This window comes from Nocardia sp. NPDC056000 (assembly GCF_042269265.1).
In the GTDB taxonomy this organism is placed as follows: Bacteria; Actinomycetota; Actinomycetes; order Mycobacteriales; family Mycobacteriaceae; genus Nocardia.
This window is the reverse complement of the sequence record NZ_JBHJXS010000009.1, coordinates 308893-330256: the sequence shown is the minus strand read 5'-3', so window position 1 is coordinate 330256 and position 21364 is coordinate 308893. Positions and strand designations below refer to the sequence as shown.

General features: G+C 66.7%; 17 protein-coding genes. 14 read left to right on the top strand and 3 right to left on the bottom strand.

Annotated elements, in window-relative coordinates; all coding sequences use genetic code 11:
- Window positions 1-3: 3 nt before the first annotated feature.
- From ACFC4D_RS26870 to ACFC4D_RS26860, 3 genes are read right to left on the bottom strand one after another with little or no spacing between them, the layout of a single operon-like run.
- Window positions 4-1326 carry an MFS transporter gene (locus tag ACFC4D_RS26870; RefSeq protein WP_376067625.1) on the bottom strand — a complete coding sequence of 441 codons (1323 nt, stop codon included), beginning with the start codon at window positions 1324-1326 and terminating at the stop codon, window positions 4-6.
- 40 nt (window positions 1327-1366) lie between these two features.
- Window positions 1367-2047 carry a hypothetical protein gene (locus ACFC4D_RS26865; RefSeq protein ID WP_376067622.1) on the bottom strand — a complete coding sequence of 227 codons (681 nt, stop codon included), beginning with the start codon at window positions 2045-2047 and terminating at the stop codon, window positions 1367-1369.
- Between the two features lie 9 nt (window positions 2048-2056).
- Window positions 2057-2413 carry a hypothetical protein gene (locus tag ACFC4D_RS26860; protein WP_376067619.1) on the bottom strand — a complete coding sequence of 119 codons (357 nt, stop codon included), beginning with the start codon at window positions 2411-2413 and terminating at the stop codon, window positions 2057-2059.
- A gap of 388 nt (window positions 2414-2801) precedes the next feature.
- Here ACFC4D_RS26860 and ACFC4D_RS26855 point away from each other — a divergent pair, with 388 nt between their 5' ends.
- From ACFC4D_RS26855 to ACFC4D_RS26790, 14 genes are all read left to right on the top strand, one after another.
- A complete protein-coding gene (locus ACFC4D_RS26855) occupies window positions 2802-3350 on the top strand; it encodes a hypothetical protein (RefSeq protein WP_376067616.1) in 549 nt (182 codons plus the stop codon).
- Between the two features lie 415 nt (window positions 3351-3765).
- Complete coding sequence (eccA, locus tag ACFC4D_RS26850) at window positions 3766-5478, top strand: type VII secretion AAA-ATPase EccA (protein ID WP_376067614.1); 1713 nt, start codon at window positions 3766-3768, stop codon at window positions 5476-5478.
- A 26-nt stretch (window positions 5479-5504) separates the two neighbouring features.
- The gene (eccB, locus tag ACFC4D_RS26845) at window positions 5505-7058 is read left to right on the top strand and encodes a type VII secretion protein EccB (protein WP_376067611.1); all 1554 of its coding nucleotides are present in this window, start codon (window positions 5505-5507) and stop codon (window positions 7056-7058) included.
- A complete protein-coding gene (eccCa, locus tag ACFC4D_RS26840; RefSeq protein WP_376067608.1) occupies window positions 7055-11059 on the top strand; it encodes a type VII secretion protein EccCa in 4005 nt (1334 codons plus the stop codon). The genes eccB and eccCa overlap by 4 nt, the downstream gene beginning before the upstream one ends.
- Window positions 11060-11185: 126 nt before the next feature.
- Complete coding sequence (locus ACFC4D_RS26835) at window positions 11186-11503, top strand: hypothetical protein (RefSeq protein WP_376067605.1); 318 nt, start codon at window positions 11186-11188, stop codon at window positions 11501-11503.
- Window positions 11504-11530: 27 nt separating this feature from the next.
- Window positions 11531-12919: a PPE domain-containing protein gene (locus tag ACFC4D_RS26830; protein ID WP_376067602.1), complete on the top strand. Its 1389-nt coding sequence runs from the start codon at window positions 11531-11533 to the stop codon at window positions 12917-12919.
- A gap of 44 nt (window positions 12920-12963) precedes the next feature.
- Window positions 12964-13335: a hypothetical protein gene (locus tag ACFC4D_RS26825; RefSeq protein ID WP_376067600.1), complete on the top strand. Its 372-nt coding sequence runs from the start codon at window positions 12964-12966 to the stop codon at window positions 13333-13335.
- A 25-nt stretch (window positions 13336-13360) separates the two neighbouring features.
- A complete protein-coding gene (locus ACFC4D_RS26820) occupies window positions 13361-13666 on the top strand; it encodes a WXG100 family type VII secretion target (RefSeq protein ID WP_376067598.1) in 306 nt (101 codons plus the stop codon).
- A 14-nt stretch (window positions 13667-13680) separates the two neighbouring features.
- On the top strand, window positions 13681-14508 hold the full coding sequence (locus ACFC4D_RS26815) for an ESX secretion-associated protein EspG (protein ID WP_376067596.1): 828 nt from the start codon (window positions 13681-13683) through the stop codon (window positions 14506-14508).
- Window positions 14509-14542: 34 nt separating this feature from the next.
- Entirely contained in the window at window positions 14543-16378 is a 1836-nt protein-coding gene (locus ACFC4D_RS26810; RefSeq protein ID WP_376067593.1) for an AAA family ATPase, read from the top strand.
- Window positions 16375-17898: a type VII secretion integral membrane protein EccD gene (eccD, locus tag ACFC4D_RS26805; protein ID WP_376067591.1), complete on the top strand. Its 1524-nt coding sequence runs from the start codon at window positions 16375-16377 to the stop codon at window positions 17896-17898. The genes ACFC4D_RS26810 and eccD overlap by 4 nt, the downstream gene beginning before the upstream one ends.
- A complete protein-coding gene (gene mycP / locus ACFC4D_RS26800) occupies window positions 17898-19250 on the top strand; it encodes a type VII secretion-associated serine protease mycosin (protein ID WP_376067589.1) in 1353 nt (450 codons plus the stop codon). Before eccD ends, mycP begins: the two co-directional genes overlap by 1 nt.
- Window positions 19247-20959 carry a type VII secretion protein EccE gene (eccE, locus tag ACFC4D_RS26795; protein ID WP_376067586.1) on the top strand — a complete coding sequence of 571 codons (1713 nt, stop codon included), beginning with the start codon at window positions 19247-19249 and terminating at the stop codon, window positions 20957-20959. The genes mycP and eccE overlap by 4 nt, the downstream gene beginning before the upstream one ends.
- Before the next feature lie 51 nt (window positions 20960-21010).
- Complete coding sequence (locus ACFC4D_RS26790) at window positions 21011-21364, top strand: helix-turn-helix transcriptional regulator (protein ID WP_364650083.1); 354 nt, start codon at window positions 21011-21013, stop codon at window positions 21362-21364.

Below are 21364 nucleotides of genomic sequence, written 5' to 3'. Positions count from 1 at the left end.
CCGTCAGATCTCCGCCCGGCCGGTGCTCCCGTGCACATCGGTGCCCTGCCCGGACACCCTGGCAATCCAGGTCCCGGCCGGTGGGGTCGCGGCGCGTATCAGTGCAGGCGGCGCGGGTGCGGAGGGTTTGGGCGCGGTCAGCCGTCGAGCCCGGCGTGCCAACACCGCCATACCCGCGACCAGCATCCATCCCAGCGCCCCCGTACCGAAGATCGACACCAGCACCCCGGAGGCCAGCGCGCCCGCGGCGGTGCCGCCGTGCGATATGAGCTTGCTGGCTCCGAAGATTCGGCCGATCAGCTCTTCGGGGTAGACCCGCACTCGGTACAGGGTCAGTGGAACGTTGACCATGGTTCCGACGAATCCCACACCCATCCAGCAGATGCCGAGGACCAACGGATTCGAGGTGATCGCGATCGGCACGGCCAGCAGCGTCCAGGCCCACAGCGAGGCCGTCAGCACCCGCTGCGGATCGAGACGATTGCCGAATCGCGCGGCGGGCACCGCGCTCAGCAGACCGCCGATGCCGGTCGCTCCGAGGACGACACCGACGGTCCACGTCGCGTGACCGCCGTGCTTCACCGAGAGCGTGATCAGCAGTATGAGGACCTGGATGATGCCGTTGGATACCGCCAGGATGATCATGGAATCGCGCGCGAAGGGATCCTGGGCGAGATGCCGCATGCCGATCCGGACCTGATCCCAGTCCCAGATCCGGGTGGCTTTCGCGGGAGCGGGTGTGGCTTGGTCTCGACTGCGAATTCTGGACAGGGTCCACAGGCAATAGAGGTAGGAAGCGGCATTGGCGAGAAAGGGCAGCCCGCGTGCGATGCCGAGCAGTGCTCCACCGAGCGATCGGCCCATCATATTGGCGATCGGTTGCTCGGCCTCCAGGAATGCGAACGCGGCGGGGCGCTCTTCCTCGCTGACGACGTCCCGAATCAGTACCAGCTCAGCGGTATTGAAGAAGACATACGCTGTGCCTTCGGTGAAGGCCGCGATGGCGAGGAAGAACGCCAGGCCCGGCGGCCGCGCGACGATGACGGCAGCGGCGAGCAGGGTGGCCGCCAAACCCATACGCTGGCACAGGATCAGGGTCTGCCTGCGATCCCAGAGGTCGGCAGCGACCCCTGCGGGAATCTCGAATACCAGCCCCGGCGCGGCGATCGCGAAGGCCACCAGACTCGCCGCGATCGGCGAATCGGTGAGTAACAGCGTCAGCAGCGGGTAGGCGATGCGTGCACCCTGCAACCCGACATGGGAGATGGCGTTGCCCGACCACAGCAGCAGGAAGTCCCGGTTTCGCAGGACGGTCGCACCGGTCATTCGGAATCGCTTCTGTGTGAATGGAATTGGTCGGCGACAGCTAGAGGATGCGAGCGGCCACAGCCTTTGTCAGGCGCAGCAGACCACGTCTGGCGCGTAACCCGGCCACCGCGGCCGAGACCACGGTGATGGCAAAGGCGATCAACGCGGTGGATGTCAATCCGGCCACGCGGAGCTGTGATTCCTTGCCGGGCCAGGGATACTCGGTGGTGCCGCGCAGCGCGCCGATCGCCAAGCCGAGCTGTGCACTCAGATCCTTGCTCATCGACACCGCCAATTGCACCTTCGGGATGGCGGCGTTGAGGTGGTAGAGGTCCGCTGCGACGAAGATCGCCGCGGCCAATGCCGCTATGGCAGTGAGTGTTTCGGTCGCCGAACTGCGGTACCGGCTGGCCCTGATCGCCGCCACCACGGTGATGACGATGGCAACGGACGCGAGTACCGCCCAGGTGTTGCTGATGATCCCGACCGGTGGCGGAGACTGGGACCACAGATTCAGGTGTCTGGTCGTGCGGCGCAGGCGGCCGAAAGCGTTGACGACGCCGAATCCGTCCCAACCGGTGGCCGTCAGCCACGGCTTGAACATCAGGTAGAAGACCGCGGAATTCGCCAGCGCCACTGCGATATACGGCCAACCTTCACTCAGCGGCCGGGTCGCTGTGCGTTTCGGATCGGGCCCGTGCTGCGCCCCTGTCGACGGCGACGGAGTCGATTGCACCATCGGTCCAACCTAAGCCGTGCCGACGGGGTGGTGTCGCCATCGCTGGGGAGAGTCGGAGTCCGGATGGCTTGCGGGCCTGGAACTTTCGTCGACGATCCGGCAATAGCTCATCAGAAATGGGCGCAGCAGGGCGCGCATGAAGTCCGGACCATCGGCGGCGGTCACCAGCGGAACGGTCGCCGGTGTCTCGATGCCTTCGCGGTACCAGTGCAGTGCCAAGGGGCACGCGCTGCCATTGCACAGCCGGAGTTCCACCGAACCCTTTGCGTTGAGCCGGAATTCAGCGACGCGATACCACTCGTTCAGTCCCAGTTCGTAGATCGAGACCAAGGTGGGGATGTGATGTGCGGGACTGCTGGGGATCATCTGATTTCCTCACTCCCTTTCCATCATTGGATCTCCGACTAGGCCGTATCGGCCAGCGCGGGCGCTTCCCCGGCGTGGGAAGTCACCGAACGCGCCACATCGGGCATCCTGCGAACAGCGGGTGAGATACCCCCATGCGGTTGCGATGGCGCGAATTGGCCCTCAGCTGACGCTTTCTGGTACCTGAATGCCCCTCGTCCCGGTCGTAGAGTCGATGCACACTTCGCCGACGGGTTAAGAAAATGAGCCCGGGGTCACACGGCGGCATGATCCGGAATCAATCGGCTCGGAGATTCGATGAGGTTAGTCAGCACGACCCGGATTCGGCAGACTGCGCTGCCGGTCGAGCGGCAGTGTCGTTCGACGCCCACGGGAAAGGGCGGGTGCCATGCTGATTCAGAGTAGTCGTTGTCGCACTTTCGAATACGCGGTCACCACACCGTCGGCCTGTGCGGTCGGGGTGGCCGAGGGCGAGGTCGGCAAGGCACACAAATTCAGCGAATGCCTGGTGGTCTCGATCGCGCTCGAACACGGCGATCTGCTACTCGGCGCTGCAGCGGCCAAGTTGGTGCGCAAGCTTATTGCGCGGACGGAGGCGACCTCGGTCGTCATCGACGGCTATCTACGACCACCCCGCAGAGATGAGCGCGTGGCGACGGGGACCGAATTGCTCACCGATCTGGCGGATTCGCTCGATCTGCTCGCCGAGGTCACCGAACGGCTCACGCACAGCGGCGAGCAGGTGCACACCGTGCCCTTCGGCTGGCGCACCGGTGCGCGGGCCGAGGTTTCGGGCGGAGCGCACGCGCAGCACAGCATTCGGCTGAACGCCGCCGATCCCGATACCGGTGGTGGTGTAGTGGCGGCGCTCGATGTTCCTGCCGCACAACGTTTTCGCCCGATGAGCGGATCGGTGTTCAGTCCGACCTGCGCGTAGAGTTTTCCGGATCGGCCGGTGGTGTCCCAGACCACCGGCCGTCCGTGGAGCAGGTTGTCGTGGGGAGGGATTTTCGACAAACCATGTCCGAGGCGGCTGGCATACCCGGATCGCGGGGGCTCCAGCCACTGGTTCGATACCAACCCGATGAGGGGCAGGGTGGTATCGATCCATCATGCCGTCAATCAACGGCACAACGAATGTTGGCATATTTCAACGGGTTTCGGTGACCATCGATTCCCCGTCGTGGGAAGCGCGAGGTGATCGTGGGCAAACGCCGCACGGGTATTCCCAATGATGGGAAATGTCCTGGCGGCCTTCGCCTCTAACCTTCGTGCAGACGAAATCGGTGGAAGGGAAGTCCGAGTTGTCAGCGGCCGAGGACGCGTTCTACACAGGGGTTCAAAGTCTCGGATTGGTTTCCGGGGGAGTGCGCAACGACCAGCACGCGCTGGCGGCATTCCATGCGGCGACCGACCTCGATCCGGATATGTGCGATGCCTGGCTCGGGCTGGCCATGGCCGGGGAAATCTCTGGGGAAGTCATCTACGGGGCCTACCGCTCCGTTCACAATCTGTACCGCGATCAGCAGCGCGCGGGACTGCCCGACCGATCACTGTGGTGCCAGGTCGAAATCGGCATGTATGGGCTGCGAGTGGCGATGTCCGACCGCGATCAGATCGCGCTCGCACAGGCCTGTAAATACGCCGAGGGCGGTGAATGGGATGAGGCCACGGCCATTCTCGATCAGCTGCCCCCCGACGATGTCGCCGACTTCGTGCGGCTCTCACTGTATTTCCGGACTCATCGCTGGCCGGACGTCATCGAGTTCCGGGCGAGCAAACCGGTCATCGATGACAACCTGCTCGATATCGCCGCCGAATTGATGACCGCGCAGGCCCTCGCGCACCTGGGCCGCTTCGGCGAGGCATTGCCCCGGGCGCAGCGCATCGTGGAGGACAGCTCCTCGGGCAGTCTGTCCTATATCTGGGCCGATGCGCACTTCCTGCTCGGAATGGTGTTGCGGCACAGCGGCGACCACGAGGCCGCGGATCGAATCCTCAAGGGATTGCAGGGATCCGCGCTGTGGTCCCAGCACGAGGACTGGCAGCGCGCTGTCGCCGACAAGAACTATCGTTTCGAAATCACCACCGCGGACGTCATTTCCACCCGCACGGACCGGTGGGATCGGCGCACCGGTGACGATCCGGCCGAGGTTGCGGCATCCGCCGCGCGAGACGAACGCGAATCGCTGCTCACCGAAGCCTCGGATCTGCTGCTGGCCCAGATCGGCATGGATTCGGTCAAGGAGCAGGTGGATCGGCTCAAGTCCGGGGTGTTGATGGATCAGGTGCGCGCCAAACGCGGTCTGGCCGTCGACTCCCGGTCGCACCACCTGATCTTCTCCGGTCCGCCCGGCACCGGTAAGACCACCATCGCCCGCGTCATCGCCAAGATCTTCGCCGGCCTCGGCGTGGTCGAGAACGCGGATGTGGTCGAGGTATCCCGCAACGATATGGTCGGCACCCACCTCGGGCACACCGCACCCAAGACCAATGCGCTGATCGACTCCGCACTCGGCGGAGTGCTGTTCATCGACGAGGCGTACACCCTGATTCAGGAAGGGCTCTCCGGCGGAGACGCTTTCGGCAAGGAAGCGGTCGACACCCTGCTGGCCCGGATGGAGAACGACCGCGACAAGCTCGTGGTCATCATCGCGGGGTATGAGGATCAGATCGATCGGTTCCTGGCCTCCAACGACGGCCTGGCCTCGCGCTTCACCAAACGCATCCGTTTCGCCAGCTATGACGCGGATGAGTTGGTGCGCATCGCCGAACACATCGCCCAGCACAAGGATTCGATCCTGTCCGGCGATGCCAAGCACACCCTGCACGATCGCTGCGAACGTTTGTCGGGGCAGGCTCGTAATGGCCGTCGTCTGATCGACCTGGCCGGTAACGGCCGGTTCGTGCGCAATGTGGTGGAAGCCGCCGAGGCCGAACGCGATTACCGCTTCACTCGCGAGAACGCCAATGTCGCGGCCATGACCGATGAAGAACTCATGACCATCTCCGAATCGGATATCACCGCGGCTCTGGAAGGGCTGGCACCGGCCGCCACCCACTGACCGCCGACGGAAGGAAATACACGACGGTGGCTCGCTTCCGGGTGGTGACCAAACACCAGATCTCCGGCTGGCGCTTCCTGTTCCGGCGCATCGAACACGCGCTGGTCCGGCGAGACGCCTCGATGATCGACGATCCGCAGCGCGGGCGTTCCACCGCGCTGTCCATCGGCATCGCGATGGCCTGCGTGGTCATCGCCGGATCGGCGGTCCTGGCCTTCTTCAAACCGGCCAAGTCCATTGGGGACTCGCGCATCGTCGCCGAAAAGGGCAGCGGCGCACTGTATGTGCGGGTCGGCGGGCGGTTGCACCCGGCGCTGAATCTCACCTCGGCCCGCCTGGTGATCGGCGCGGCCGAGAATCCGGTGCAGGTGTCCAAGGAGGAACTCGCCAAGCTCCCGCGCGGCCCGATCGTAGGCATCGCGGGTGCGCCCAATGCCATCTCCGACAACAATGATCGCGATTCGTCGTGGGCGGTATGCGACAGCACCGCCACCGGTGCGGCCGGTCCGACCGATCCGAGCACCGGACTGCCCACCACCAGTCGATCCCCGGTGCGCACCGTCGCGATCGGCAGTCGGCTCACCGTCGACAACGATGCCATCCGCCCGCTCGGGGACACCCAGGCCCGGCTGCTGCGCGAGGGGTCCGTCACCTGGCTGGTGTACCGCGACCACGATCGCGGAATCGTGCGGGCGGCAATCAATCTCGCCGATTCTCCGGTGACCCTGGCGCTGGGGATCGATGCCACCGCACCGGTGCTCCCGGCCTCATCCGGACTGCTCAAGTCCATCCCGGAGGCGCCACCGCTCCGGGTGCCGGTGGTACCGGGCGCCGGACAGGCCATCACCCTGCCCTCGGGGCTCTCGGTCCCGGTCGGTTCGGTGCTCTCGGTCTCCACCACCGATCGCGGCGCGGCCTACTACCTGGTCTCGCAATCGGGTGTGGTGCAGGTCAGTCCGGTACTCGCGGCCATGGTGCGCAACGCCGATTCGCACGGCGCGGTCTCGGCCATCGCCGTCGGCCCGGATGTGGTCGCCACCAATCTGCGTCCCGGCGGCTGGCCCGGCACCCTGACCTATCCCACCGCAGCGGTGCACATCGCCGATCCCGAACGCGACGGCACCACCTGCTACCACTGGTCCCGCGCGGCCGCCGATCCGAACGCGTCGACCGAACTGCTGGTCGGACGGCAACTGCCACTCGCGGCCGAAGAGCTCACTCGCACAGTCCCGCTCGTCACCGCGAACGGTTCGCACGGTGTCACCGCCGATGCCGCCTACCTGCCCCGGGACACCGGAAGCTTCGTGCGTGTCACCGGCATGGACCCGGCCTCACCACTGCGCGAGGCGCTGTTCTGGGTATCGGACAGCGGTGTGCGCTACGGCATCGACGCCCGCATCACCGGCTCCACCGACCCCACCCTGACCGCGCTCGCACTCCGCAATCCCATTCCCGCCCCGTGGAATATCGTCTCGCTCTTCGCGGTCGGCCCAACCCTGTCCCAACGTGACGCACGCATTCAGCACGACGGCATCGCCGTCGATCGCGCCGCCGCGCCCCTGCCTGGAGGACAACCGTGACCACCACGCGCCGTTTCGTCCGCCCCGCCCGTATGGTGCGCGGGCCCAAGGCGCCGGCGGTGGCCGAACTGCGCCTGCAACCGCCCACCGAACTGCCGAAACCCGTTCCGCCGTCCCGGCTCAAGATGATCATGCCGATCGTCATGATGGCGGGCATGGGCGGCATGATGGTCATGATGTTCCGCGGCGGCGGGGCCATGAATCCCATGGCGATGATGTTCCCGCTCATGATGGTGGTGTCCATGTTCGGCACCCTCGGCGGAAGTCTCGGCGGCAATGGTTCCGGCGGTGCGGCGGGACTGAACGAAGAGCGCAAGGACTATCTGCGCAGCATCGGCGAGCACCGGAAATCGGTGCGCGCCACCGAAACCGAACTGCAAACCTATCTCGCGCACACCCATCCCGGACCAGACAGTGTCGCCCGTTTGATCGGCGGTCAGCGCATGTGGGAGGTGCAGGTGGCCAGCCCGCAGTTCCTGCGTGTGCGGGTGGGACGGGGGCGCATCGCCAATCAGGTCCGGGTCATCGTGCCCGAGGCCGCGCCGCTGGCCGACCTGGATCCGGTCGGCGTGGTCGAGGTGACGCGTTTCGCCAAGGCGTACTCCACGGTCGGCGGTATGCCGGTCGCGATCAATCTGCTGTCCGCGCCGGAAATCGGGCTGGACGGTGATGCGGCCGCGGTGGCGGGTCTGGTGCGCGCCATGCTCGCGGAAACCGTTGTGCTGCACGGACCGGACCAGGTCGGCATCGCCGCGGTGCTGCCCGATCCGGACGCGCCGGAGTGGGCGTGGCTCAAATGGCTGCCGCATACCCAGCACCCCAGTGACAAGGACGCCATCGGCTCGAGCCGGATGGTGTATCGCTCGGTCGCCGAGCTCCGGGCCAAGGTGCTGGTGGGGCTCAACCGCGGTCCCTTCTCGGCCAATAGCCAACCGTCGCTGGAGCGTAAGCACTTTCTGCTGATCGTCGGGGTCGGCGGTGCGGCGAACGAACGCGATATATCCGGTATCGACGGCTGCACCTGGCTGCGACTCGGCATCGCCGAACAGCCTTTGCCCCGCGCGCTGCGATTCAGCGTGGACGAGGACCGTTCGCTGTACGAGATGTCCGCGCGGGGTAAGCGCCGGGTGGGCAGGGCCGACGCCATGTCGGTCAGCGCCTGCACCGCCTTGGCCCGCAGCCTCGCCCCGTATCGGCTCTCCACCGTGGTCGAAGCCGTTGCCGCGGAACAGGCGGGCGGCACCAGCTGGGAAGACATGGTCGGCATCACCGATCCCGGTGATATCCAGGTCGATCGCTCCTGGCGAGTCATCCGCGATATCGACCGGTCCAGGTTGAACGTGCCGTTCGGTTACGATCCGGCGGGGAGCCTGGTCCACCTCGACATCAAGGAATCCGCCGAGGAGGGTATGGGCCCGCACGGTATGTGCATCGGCGCGACCGGCTCGGGTAAATCCGAATTCCTGCGCACGCTGGTGCTTTCGGCCGTGGCCACGCACTCACCGGATCTGCTGAACCTGCTGCTGGTCGACTTCAAGGGCGGTGCGACCTTCCTGGGCTTCGATCGCCTCTCCCATGTGACCGCGGTGGTCACCAATATGGAGGAGGAGGCCGATCTCGTCACCCGTATGGAAGACGTGATCAATGGCGAAATGGCACGGCGGCAACGCATTCTGCGCGATGCGGGCAACTTCGCCAGCGTCGCGGACTATGAGCGCGCCCGGGAACAGGGCGCACAGCTCGAGCCCATGCCGACGCTGCTGATCATCCTCGACGAATTCGCCGAACTGCTCGAACAGCACCCCTCGTTCTCCAAGCTGTTCGTCGCCATCGGCCGCCTGGGCCGGTCGCTGCGCATCCACCTGCTGCTGGCCTCGCAGAAGGTGCCCTCGAGCCGGATGGGTGAGCTGGAAGCGCACCTGTCCTATCGAATCGCGTTGCGCACCAATCAGACCAGCGATTCGCGCGATGCCATCGGCACCGCTGATGCCTACCACCTGCCCAAGAAGCCCGGCGCGGGATACCTGCGCGTCGGCGCGGGTGATCTCCAGCGCTTCCAGGCGGCCTATGTCGGTTCGCCCTATTTCGCACCGATGCAGGCCGCCGCGTCCAGCACCCAGCGCGCTCGGCGCGCGGGCGGCGGCTATCGGATGCCGCAACGCTTCACCGCGGCCGCGATCGCCGAAACCCAAAGCGCGGTCATCGAACCCGTGCGCGCACCGGAGCCCGAGGTCATCGACGTCGAACCGGTGACGGTGATGGAGACGGTGCTCCAGCAGCTCGCCGGGCATGGCCGACCCGCGCATCAGATGTGGTTGCCGCCGTTGAACGTCGCGCCCACCCTCGATCGGCTCACCCGGAACGCGGTCCCGGGCAGTCTGCAATTGCCCTGGGCGATCGTGGACCAGCCGCGCCTGCAACGCCAGGACGTGTGGACGGTGGACCTGTCCGGGGCGGGCGGTCACGTCGCTGTCGTCGGCGGACCGCAGTCGGGCAAATCGACCGCGGTACAGAGCCTGGTGCTCTCGGCGGCGCTCACCCACACCCCCGAACAGGTGCAGTTCTACTGCCTGGACTTCTCCGGCGGTCTGGCCGGACTGCGCAACCTGCCGCATGTGGGCTCGATCGCCTCGATCCGCGATGTCGACCGGGTCCGGCGCACCTTCGCGCTGCTGACCAATCTGATCGCGCATCGGCAGAACGTGTTCGGCGAGCTGGGCATCGACTCGATGCGCGAATTCCGCCGCCGTCGCACCTCGGATCGAGAATCGGCTCAGCTCAACGCCTATGGCGACATCCACGGTGATGTCTTCCTGGTGATCGACGGCTGGGATATCGGGTTCTCGCACAGCGGACCGTATTTCGACGAGTACCAGCCGGTGGTGGAATCGATTGCGCTGCAGGGCCTCAACTACGGCGTGCATCTGGTGCTCACCAGTTCGCGCTGGGCGGCCATTCGATCATCGGTGAAGGATCTGCTGCAGACCCGGCTGGAAATGCGACTCGGTGACCTGACCGACACCGTCTTCACCGCGCAGCGACTGATCGTGGCCGCCATTCCCGCGAATCGGCCGGGGCGCTGCATCTCCACCGACGCGCTGCACATGCTCACCGCGCTGCCGCGCATCGACGGGGTGTCCGAGGTGGAGTCCGCGGGTGCGGGATTGACCGCCGCGATCGACGCGCTCAACCAGAAGTACGTCGGCCGCCACGCACCGGAAGTGAAACTGCTGCCCGCGCACATCACCCTGGACGAGGTCACCGCCGCACTGCCCGCGCCGGTCACACTCGCACAGCGGCTGGTGGTCCCGTTCGGCCTGCGCGAATCCGATTTGACCCCCGCGGCAATCGATTTCGGTGTCTCGACCCACCTGGTGGTGCTCGGGTCCTCGGGGTGTGGCAAGTCGACGGTGCTCGGCTCGCTGCTGGATTCGATACACCGCCAGTTCACCCCCGAACAGGCGCGCGTTCTGCTGATCGACTATCGCCGACAGCATATGGACGCCATTCCGGAGGAACATCTTGTCGGATACCTCACCAGCGAACGGGATCTGATCGACAACCTGCCCGGTTTCGCCGCCCGGATGCGGGAACGCCGCGCACCCGATGGAGTCACCACACAGCAGTTGCGGGACCGCTCCTGGTGGTCCGGGCCGGAGATCTTCGTGGTCGTCGACGACTACCACATGGTCGCGCAGCGTGGACAGATGAATCCGCTCGACGCGCTCAAGGATCTGATCGTCGACGGCCGCGACACCGGCCTGCACCTGATCGCGGCCCGCAATATCGCGCAGGCCGATACCGCCATGTACGACAACATTCTCGGGCAGATGAAGAATCTGAACTCGTCGGGTCTCATAATGGACGGCTCGAAATTGGATGGCATCCTCATCGGCGACGTGAAGGCCACCAAACAACCTGCGGGCCGAGGCATATTCGTCGAACCCCTGCACGCCCGTCGTGACCTGGTGCAAGCGGCGGTGCCCACACCCCGGGAGTGAGCGCGGGGCCCGGATCGGCCGCCGAGGACAGTGAAATTCAACTCGTATTCCCATGGGTGGGAATGCAATAGCGTTTCTCATGTACCTCTCCATTCGAGCAATCGAATAGTCGCAAGGAGACGATCCATGTTCGTCGAAGTCGCACACGAAGAGCTCCCCGGCATCGGTGGGCAACTCCAGACCATTCACGCGGGCCTGTCCTCGGTTGTCGGCACCCAGTTGCACCGGGCGGTACCGCTACCGGCCGGCACCGACTCGGTGAGCATGTTCGCGGCGAACAAGATCATCGCCCAGACCGCACGGCATCTCGCGGTCACCGTGCCCGGACTCACGCACCTGATGGCGGGCGCCGAGATGATCTACCCGGTCAGTGCCACCTACGGCGGTGCCGACGGAGCGGGCGGAGCCGCCGTCGATTGGGCGGGTGCGGGGTTCAGCAAGTAGCCCCCACACCGGGTTCGGAGTAATGCCATGTTCCCTTTGGGTGATTTCGCTGCGCTACCGCCGGAAGTGAACTCCGCCCGCCTGTTCGGGGGCCCGGGGCCGGAGGAGATGCTGGCGGCCGCGGCCGCCTACAGCGCCATCGCGGAAGGTTTCCACACCGCCGCCGCGGCGGCGGACGGCAGCATGGGCCAGATGGAAGTGGTGTGGCAGGGCCCCTCGTCGGACAAGGCGCAGCGGGCATTTCGCAACCACTCCACCTGGCTGCGCACCGAGGGCGATGCCGCGGCCGCCACCGCGGGCATCGCCACCTCGGTCGCCGCTGCCAACACCCTGGCCCTGGCCACCATGCCGACCGTTCCCGAGATCGAGGCGGTGCAGGCGGCCATCGCTGCGGCGAGTGCCGCCAGTACCAACAGCATGGGACTGGGTCTGGCGACGGTGGTCGCACTCGAGGCCGTCTACCTGGGCATGTGGGCGCAGGCAGCGGGGTCGATGGCGACCTATGCCGGATCGACGACGGCCTTGGTCGCCGGACTGCCGCCGCCTTCCCAGGCGCCACCGATCGTGTCCGGTCCGCCCGGCGGGGCTCCGCCGGGCGGACCCGGAATGGATTCCGGTGGGCCGGTCGGCAAGTCGGGGGACGGCGGGCATCCCGGTATCGACAATCCGGCCGGACCGCCAGGTTCGGATCCGCCCGGTGGCCCGCCGACCAACGGTGGTCAACCGGGTGGTGACCCCGGTAATCCGGGCGAGCCCGGTAATCCGGGTCAACCCGGTAATCCAGGGCAGCCCGGCGGTGACCCGGGCAATCCGGGCCAACCGCCCGGCCAGACCCCGGCTCCCCAAGCGCAGCAACCGGTTTCGCAATTGCCGACGATGCCGACCGACGGTTACGGAGGCGGTGAGGAATCCCTGTCCCCGAACGGCGGACTACCGGGCACCTCACCGAATTCCACCACCCTGGCCGGACTCAACGGCGGAATCGGGAGTCTGGTCGCACTCGGTATGACACCGGGCGGATTCGGTGCCTTACCAGGGAGCTCCACCGGATTCCGGATGCCGACGAACTGGTCCACGATGGGGACCAAAGCGTTCGGTATGGGAACGAAAGCCCCTGCCACCCAACCTGTTTCGGCACGTACCGCGCCGCGCGGTGTCACCGCACCCAAGGCTCGGCGGCGGCGCGAGAAGGATGAACGCAAGCCCTCGAAGGCATTCGCACCCGGTGAGTCTCAGGATGTGCCGACCCTCGAGGAACCGCCCGCCATCGGGGTCATCGAATACCTGGACGGCGACGGGCAGCGGGAATCACTCTCCGAGCAGATTCTCGCGCTCGGGGATCCCGAGCCCGAATCCGAGCCCGAGGACAATTCCGATTCGGTTTTCGAATTTGTCCCCCAGATACGTCCTCGGTGAATTGCCGGGGTCGAAACCTGAATCCGATAATGAAAGGAATGTAAATGTCGATCTATACGGGCGAACCGGAGAAGCTGCATCAGGTCGGAGTGAGCACCGAAGGCTGCCACCTCGAGCTGGAGGGATACCTTTCGGCGCTGACGAACGTCCAGGACGAACTGCACGCCGCGGTCGTCAGTAAGGGCGCCGGGTCGGCGATCTACGTTGCCCTCGGCGACGCGCACCAAAAGGGAAAGTCGTTGTCCAGCACCTTGAACGAGATCGTCACCGAGCTGCGCAGCACCGGCGTCAAGATCGAGAGCTCGGACCTGGACGGCGCCAGCATGATGAACTCCGCCGCGGTCGCGCACGACGGTGGCGGCGGCTGGTCCGGCAGCTCCGCGGCGAGCCTCCCCCCCAAGATCAGCGCTTTCTGATCATCAACTTCACCAGAAGGGTTGAATGGCAATGAAATACGACTTCCACGCGGTTGATACGCACCACACCAAGCTCGGCAGCATCATTCAGGGCATGGAGGACAACCTCATTCAGATCGACAATCTGAAGAAGGACCTCATGAACAGCTTCGCGGGTGCCGGTGCGACCGGATACGAAACCGTCATGGCCCAGCTGGACTCGAAAACCAAGGAATACCACGCGAGTTTGGCCTCCGTGCGCGGAGCCATCGCCAAGGTTGCCGGTTCGCAGGGTCTCATGCAGGTCACCGACACCAACAACGGCAATCGTTTCAACGCTATCGGCGCATAAGCGGTTCCGTCGCATTGAACAATGATCCCGTCGCTATCGATCTGAATGTCGATGCCGCACTGCTGCTGAAGACCATGGTCGACATCGACTCGTATCCGATGGTGCTGGCGGTAATGCCGAATATCGAGCACATCGAGGACCGGGACCGGGTCAACGCCTTCGTCGCCGCGCAGCTCGCCGAGGCGGGCATCATCGGCGACGAAGGCGTACACCCGGTGGTCGCGCACTGGCTGCACTGCCTGGCTCGCCCGGACGTGGAACTCGCCGTGCGCATCATCGATCGCGGTGTCCCCGGCGAACCACCGGGGATGCTGCGAATGTCCTTGGTACGCAGCGCCGAAACCCATGTGCTCGCCGTGCGGTACGACGACCACCTGGTCATCCAATCGGTATTCACCGAGGGTGAACGCATCGACGCGGTGGCAGCCGCGCTGATCGCCGCCCTGGGTCCGGCCCCCGTGCCGGACTTCGCACCGCTGAGCGCGACCCACGACGACTTCGTCGCCGTACCCGCCGACGCGGAGTCCCGCCGCCCGGCACTACTACAGCTCGGGGCGGACGGCCGCACCGCGACCGTGCTCACCCGGGCGCTCGACGAGGTGGTCCGGCGCGCGGAAGTCCTGATGATCGAGTACCACGATGGCGTCATAGCCACCCCCGAACTGTGTATGACCGTGCTGGACACCCATTCCGGCCGGATCGCCGTCGTGCCGGACCGGGACCTGAACGGAACGCTGCGGACCACCTACCGGCCCGGGGACGACGTGAATCTGCGCGCCGGAATTCGGACGCTGGTCGATCTGCTACCCGGCGGAAGTTGGTTCCGGACCAGCCGAACGTGATTGTCCCTCTGGGATTTTCGAGAGGATGAGGGAAATGAACAGAGCACCGAGCAGCAGCGGTGAGACGACCGGATCCGTGCGCGCTCGGGGCGGTTACGACGCCTACTTCGGGGCACAGGAACAGACCGATACCGGCAGTACCTGGCGCTCCACAGTCGCGGGCCGCAGCCAGCAACCTGTACCGCCTCCTCCAGGTCGGGCACTGCCATCCGAACCCGATGAGGCCGAATCATTCGACACCGCAACGGGTTCCACACCCGATCCGCGCGCCGCCGCGTCCGATCCGGCACCGCGCACACCGGCCGCTGAATCCGGACCGCTCTTCGGAGGCGACATCGCCCAGGGCTATGGCAGCAGTGCACCGCGCCAGAGCTCCGGCAGCGAACCGATCTCGACGTTCGGCAGTACACCGCGTCCGCCGTCGGGCGAGGCCACGCCGACCTACGGCGATGTGCCGCGGCCGGCTTCGGCGAGCGAATCAGCCGCAGGTTACGGTGGCGCGGCGCGACCGGCCTCGGGGAGCGAAGTGGCGCCGGGATATGGCAGCGGTCCGGGTGCCACGAACACTACGTTCGCGCCGCCTGTCGCGCCGCCGAGCCTCGATTTCCACTCCGCCTCAACACCATCTGCGCCATCCGCGCCGCCCGAACCGGCCGGTTCCAGCGTGCCTGCGGCGCCGGGCGGGGCCACGTTCTCGACCGCGCCGACAGCACCGGCCGGACACGCCTCGGCCACGCCCGGGTTCGCCGCGACCGCACACTCGGCGCAGGCCCATGCGCCGAGCGCCGCGCCCGCTCGACCCGATCCCACTTCCACTGCCGCCGTTCAGCATTCACTCCAGCAGGCCGCTCCGCCGGCCACCCGGACGACCCAGCACAACAGCGCCGCCGGTTATCAGGCCCTGCCGATCTCGCTGACCTCCAATGAACTGCTCGCCGATATCGCGGCCAGTCGTCAGGCGCAGCTTCGCTCGACCACCGGCATGCGTGGCGCGCTGAACAAGGTCGGTTTCAATCTCGGCCTGTCGCCGACCGAGCTGCGCACCGAGGAGCGCCACGCCCGCATCCGCCGTCAGCTCGGCACCGCCTATCAGGTCGCGGTGCTGAATGTGAAGGGCGGTGTCGGCCGGACCACCACCGTTGCCGCGCTCGGCGCGACCTTCGCCGCGCTGCGTCCGGACCGCGTCGCCGCCATCGACGCCAACCCTGATTTCGGTGATCTGGCCGCGCGCACCAGCCGCCATCCGTTCGGCTTGACCCTGCGCGATCTGGCACAGGAACGGCACCTCGATGCTTTTTCGGCGGTGCAGTCCTTCGCCTCGATCACCAATTCGGATCTGGCCGTGGTGGCCTCGCCGTGGTCGCCCGCGGCCATGGAACCGCTCGCCGGTTCGGAGTATCTGGCCGCCACCGACACCTTGCGCAAGCACTACAACCTGCTGATCGTCGATTGCGGCACAGGAGTTCTCGGCTCGGCCGCGAACGCGGTGCTGGAGTCCAGTGATTCGGTTGTACTGGTCACCCCGGCCACCGTGCGCGGGGTGACCGGCGCGGTCGCGACCCTGGAATGGCTGAACGCGCACGGGCAGTACCGCCTGGCCGCCAATTCCACCATCGCGATCGTGCTGCAGCATCCGTCCAAACCGGTGGTGGAGGTCGCGCGCATCGAGGAGTTGTTCGCCACCGCGCAGCGACCCACCTTCGTCATTCCCTACGACCCGCACCTGGCCGAGGGCGGCGAGATCGATCTGCGGCTGCTGGACAAGGAGACCGCGCTGGCCTTCGAAGAACTCGCGGCCACCGTCGCCGACGGATTTCCGGACAACATGATGGCCGGGTACGGCCGCACCGAACGAGGAGGACGGCAGTGAGCGCCCCGTCTGCCGTGGCCGCGCCGCCCGCAGCCGCACAGCAGCCCGCAGAGGTCGCCCGTGCGCGGGTGGCGATCATGGTCGCCTCCTACCAGGTCGACGTGGTGCTGCCGACCAAGTTCAGCATCGAGACCTTCATGGACGATCTGCTGTCGGTGCTGGCCGCCGGCGTCGACGATCCGACCGTGGATTTCACTGCCGCGAACGGACATTGGACCCTGGCCCGTCCCGGTAAATCGGCGTTGCCGCGCTGGAGCACGCTGGCCGAACACGATATAGCCGACGGCGCGCTGTTGCTGCTCACCACCACAGAATCGGCCGAGGCGTTCGATCCGCTGGTGGAGGACATCACCGATGCGCTGGCCCGGGTCAATGAGCGCGAGTTCGCCGAATTCGACGCCAAGACAGCGGCATTGACGGGCATGTCGGCGTTCGGTGCGGGTGCGCTGGTGATCACCGCGCTGCTGTACTGGTCGTGGACGCGCACCGGTTCGGTGCTGTGGTGCGCGCTGCCCGCGCTGATTCTGGGCGCACTGTGCCTATTCGCGGCGACCGCCCTGGAGAATCGCTATCGCGAACCCCGGCTCGGTTTCGGCGCGACCCTGACCGCGATACCGCTGCTCGCCGTCGGCGCCGCCATGCTGGTCCCGCTGCCCTACGGACAGCACGGCTCCTTCCAGGCGACGAATCTGGCCACCGGTGCGGCAGTGGCCACCCTGGTCGCGATCCTTCGGCTGCGTTCGATGCGCCTCGGGTTGCCGGCCTTGCTCGCGACTGCGGTGCTCGGGTCGCTGCTCACCGTCGCCGCGGGGGCCGAGACCGCCCTTGATCTTTCGTCCCGTCAACTCGCCGGAGCGGCGGTGCTGGCCGGATTGCTGCTGCTCACCGCCGCACCCCGGCTGGCCGTACTGGTCGCCCGCATTCGTCCGCCGGATCTGCCCGATCCGGGCCGCGAGGTCAACCACAGCACGCTGACCGATATCTTCGATGCCGAGACCGCGGGCCCCGGTGATGAGGAACAGCCTGCGGCACAGCGCAATCGGGCCACGCTATCGCTGGAAGCCCGGGCCCGGTTGGCGGTCAACGGTTTACGTGGTCTCATTGTGGCCGCCTCGCTGCTGCTCGCCGGTTCGGCGGTGCTCTCGGCCGTGGAGAGCCCCGGCGGCATCCGCGAGATCATCTTGGCCGCAGCGGTTTCCGGTGTTCTGGTGATGCGGTCCCGCTGGTATCCGGACCGAGTGCAGGCGATCGCCCTGATCGCCGCCGCCACCGCTACCGTGGTCGGCGTCGGTGCCGTGCTGGTCGACGCCTACGCGACCGCGCCCGCACGCATGGCGGTCGTGCTCGTGATCGCCGCGATGGCGACCGCGGGAGCCGTCTCGGGGGCACGACTGCCCGCGGTACGGCTGTCACCGGTGGTGCGGCGCATCATCGATTTGATCGAATACACGCTCATTCTCGCCGTGCCGGTACTCGCCTGCTGGATCATGGGCATCTACACCGCGATGCGAGGACTGTGATGAGGTTCGTCGGCGCGTTCGCGCTGATCGCGGCGGTGCTCGCGCTGGCCCCGGTGGCCGCGCCGGCGATCGCCGTGCAACCACCCGAAGTAATCGGGACGCCACCGGCCGATGACGCGCCGGGCCCGGAGTTCCCCACCAAACAGGACAAGGGCTGTGTCGCGGTCGGTGTACTGCCCAATAGTGATCCGTCGCAGGTGCCGCCACCCGAGCGTGCGCTGGACCTGCGCCGGGTTCGGGCACTGAGCACCGGGACCGGTGTCACCGTCGCCGTCATCGATACCGGGGTCGGCCCGAACTCTCGGCTGCCCAACCTGGTCGGTGGCGGTGACTATGTGCAGGCCGGTGGTGACGGACTGACCGACTGCGACGCGCACGGCACGCTCATCGCCGGAATAATCGGCGCCGCAGCCGATCCGGCGGACGGCTTCGCCGGTGTGGCACCCGACGCGCGCCTGATCTCGATCCGCTATCGCTCCGGGGCGTTCACCCAGGACGGAATCGTGAATTTCGATGCCGCGCAGAAGCTCTCGATACAGACCCGGGTGCTGGCGCGGGCGATCACCCATGCGGCCAATCTGGGTGCGCAGGTGATCACCGTCGCATTGCCGGTATGCGCGCCCGCCGGACTCGGGGTGGATCATGCCGCGCTGGCGGCGGCGGTCAACTACGCCACGCGCTTCAAAGGCGCACTCATCGTGGCCGGTGCCGGTGATACCGGAAGTGGCTGTGAACAGAATCCCGATATCGATCCCGGGCGTCCCACCGATCCACGCAATTGGGCCGGGGTCAAGACCATCTCCAGCCCGGGCTGGTACGCCACCGACGTGCTGACCGTGGGTTTCACCACCGCGACCGGCGACACCATGGGCGAATCACTCACCGGCCCTTGGGTATCGGTCGCTGCGCCCGGCACCGGCATCGAATCGCTCGGTCCCGGTGGCGGCGATCTGATCAACGGCGTCGGCGAACCCGGCAAGCTCTCCGCGGTCGGCGGCGCGTCCTTCGCGGCCGCGTACGCCAGCGGAGTCGCGGCCCTGCTGCGCTCGCGCTACCCCAATGAATCCCCGGCCGAGATCGCCGCGCGCCTGCAAGCCAGCGCGCACGCCCCAGCACGCGGCATCGACAATGTCGTCGGCGCGGGCCTGATCGATCCGCTCGCCGCACTGAGCTATCGCACCGCACCGATCGCGCCGGCCGGACTGTATCGCGGTGCGGTACTGGAGCTTCCGACTCCGCCGCGCGCCAAGGATCAGCGCCCCGGTATCACCGCGATCTGCGTGATCGTCGCGGCAGTGCTGCTGGGCGTCGGCTCGAACGCGGCCTACGGCATGTTCCGGAGGAAACGGTGAGCGATTCACGTTTCGGGGTCGGCGGTATCGGCCGGGGGCCGCTGGCGGTCCTGGTCATCGTCGGCGGTCCGGCGCTGGCCGCGCTGTCGGCGCATACGCCGTGGTGGGTCGGTGCGATCGTGCTCTCGGTCGCGCTGACCGTGACCATGCTGCGGGTGCGCTCGCGTGCCCCCGTGGACTGGCTGCTGATCTGGGCTGATTATCGATTCGGCCGGACCGGCCGGGCGGAGCGCCGCGTCTCGGAGACCGAGGTGGTCGATATCGACACCGCCGCCGGTCCGTGTGGAATTCGCTTGGGCGAGAACACTTTGGTGGCGATGGTTCAGCTCGCGCCCAATCTCGATCTGCCGACCATCATCACCGAGCAGACCGTGTACACCGAGGACACGCTCCCGGTCGGGCTGCTACTGCCGCTGCTCGAGCAGTACGGCATCACCGTGGACATCGATATCGTGACCACCGGCCGCCGCGCCCGCCCGACCGGGGACTACAGCATGTTGTACGACCAGTTGATCGGCTCACATCCGGTGATCGGTGAACGCCTTACCTGGCTGGTGGTCCGGCTGGATCAGCATCGCAATCTGGCGACGCTGACCCAGCGCGGTCCGGTCGCGGTGTCGGGTCCGCGTGCCTTGGCCGCGGCCACGCATCGGATCTCCACGCGCCTGCGTGAGCGCGGCATCATCGCCCAGGTGCTGCCCGCCGCCGCCGTCCGTGAGGCAACCGTGTTGTTGCACACCGGGGTTCGACTGCCGGAGCTGCGTGAGGAATGGGATCACCTCGGTGTCGGTTCCTCCGGTCGCCGGGTGGCGAGCTTCATCGTCGACTGGACGCGCCTGGGCGATGACGTGCTCGACGACTGCTGGAGCTGGAATCGTGGTTGGACCACGGTGGTGATCGGACTCTCCAAGGGCGAGGACGGTCCGCGCGGGCTGGTCCGGTTCGTCGGTCCGGAGCCCGAAGGCACCCTGCCCGAATATCTGCGGCCCATGTCGGGTCGCCAATCCGAGGCATTCCTGGCGACGCTGCCCGGCGAGGGGTCGGTGCGTGAGCTGCCCCTGGCCGATCGTGGCGGTGACCACGCCCCGGCGGAGGTGCTCGCCGAACTGGTGGTGCCGATCGGTCCGAACGGTCAGATCCTGGGCGCGATCAGCGGTCAGCCGCAGCACACGCTCGCACTGCCGCTGTTCGATGCGGCCCGCTATCACCCGCGCCGGCGCACCGTCGATATCCGTGCGGCACTGCCGGTGGCGCAGCAGATCGTCTTGCGCGCCATGGTGGTCGGGGCCAGCGTCGAGGTGCACTCTTCGCGCCCGCAGGCCTGGCTGCCGCTGGTCAACGCGGTCGGCGATCCGAATTCGCTACGGCTGGCGGCTGAACCCGGTGCGCGCGAACAGGATCCGAACAGCCCGCCGGTAACCCTCGAGGTGTTCGATCAGATGTCGCCGCGCGGTTCGGCGGCCAACGCCATGGTCACCATCGGCGATCCGGGCACCCGCCCGCGTCGATCGGTGGATCTGGCCATCGAACAGGTCGACGACGGAACCGTCGAGGTCGGCATCCCGATGCGCACAGTGCGGGTGGATCTGATCGAACCGCGCGGCGAGACCAGATATTTCGAACAGCCGCCGAATCCGCTGAGCCCGGGGCCGGAAACCGCGGGTGCGCCGACGCCCGCGGGTACACCGGTCCCGGTGCCCGGGTCATGAAATCCGGGTCAATCAAACCGGGTCCATCAAATGAAATGAGGTGGGGCAGTAATGTCTTTGGGCGTGGTTACCGATTCGCAGCCGTACGAAGGTGATGGCCGGACGCTCGGCGAGGACGAGGAGCAGAGTCCACGGCAGGCCGCGGCGGCGATATTCTCCAGCCGATTGTCGGCGCTGATCTCCGAATCGATGGTGTCGACCGAGGATGGCGCCACTCGATCGCTGACCCTGTATTCGCTCGCACAGCATCTGGAGCTGGCGTATCCGGATGTGCCTGTCTCCCAATCGGGTTTGTACCGGCTCATTCACGGGGACGCCATTCCCCGGCTCGATCTGATCATCGCGCTGGCCCGGGTATTCGATGTGCCGCCGGAATACTTCGTCACCGGGGAAAGAAGTCGCTGA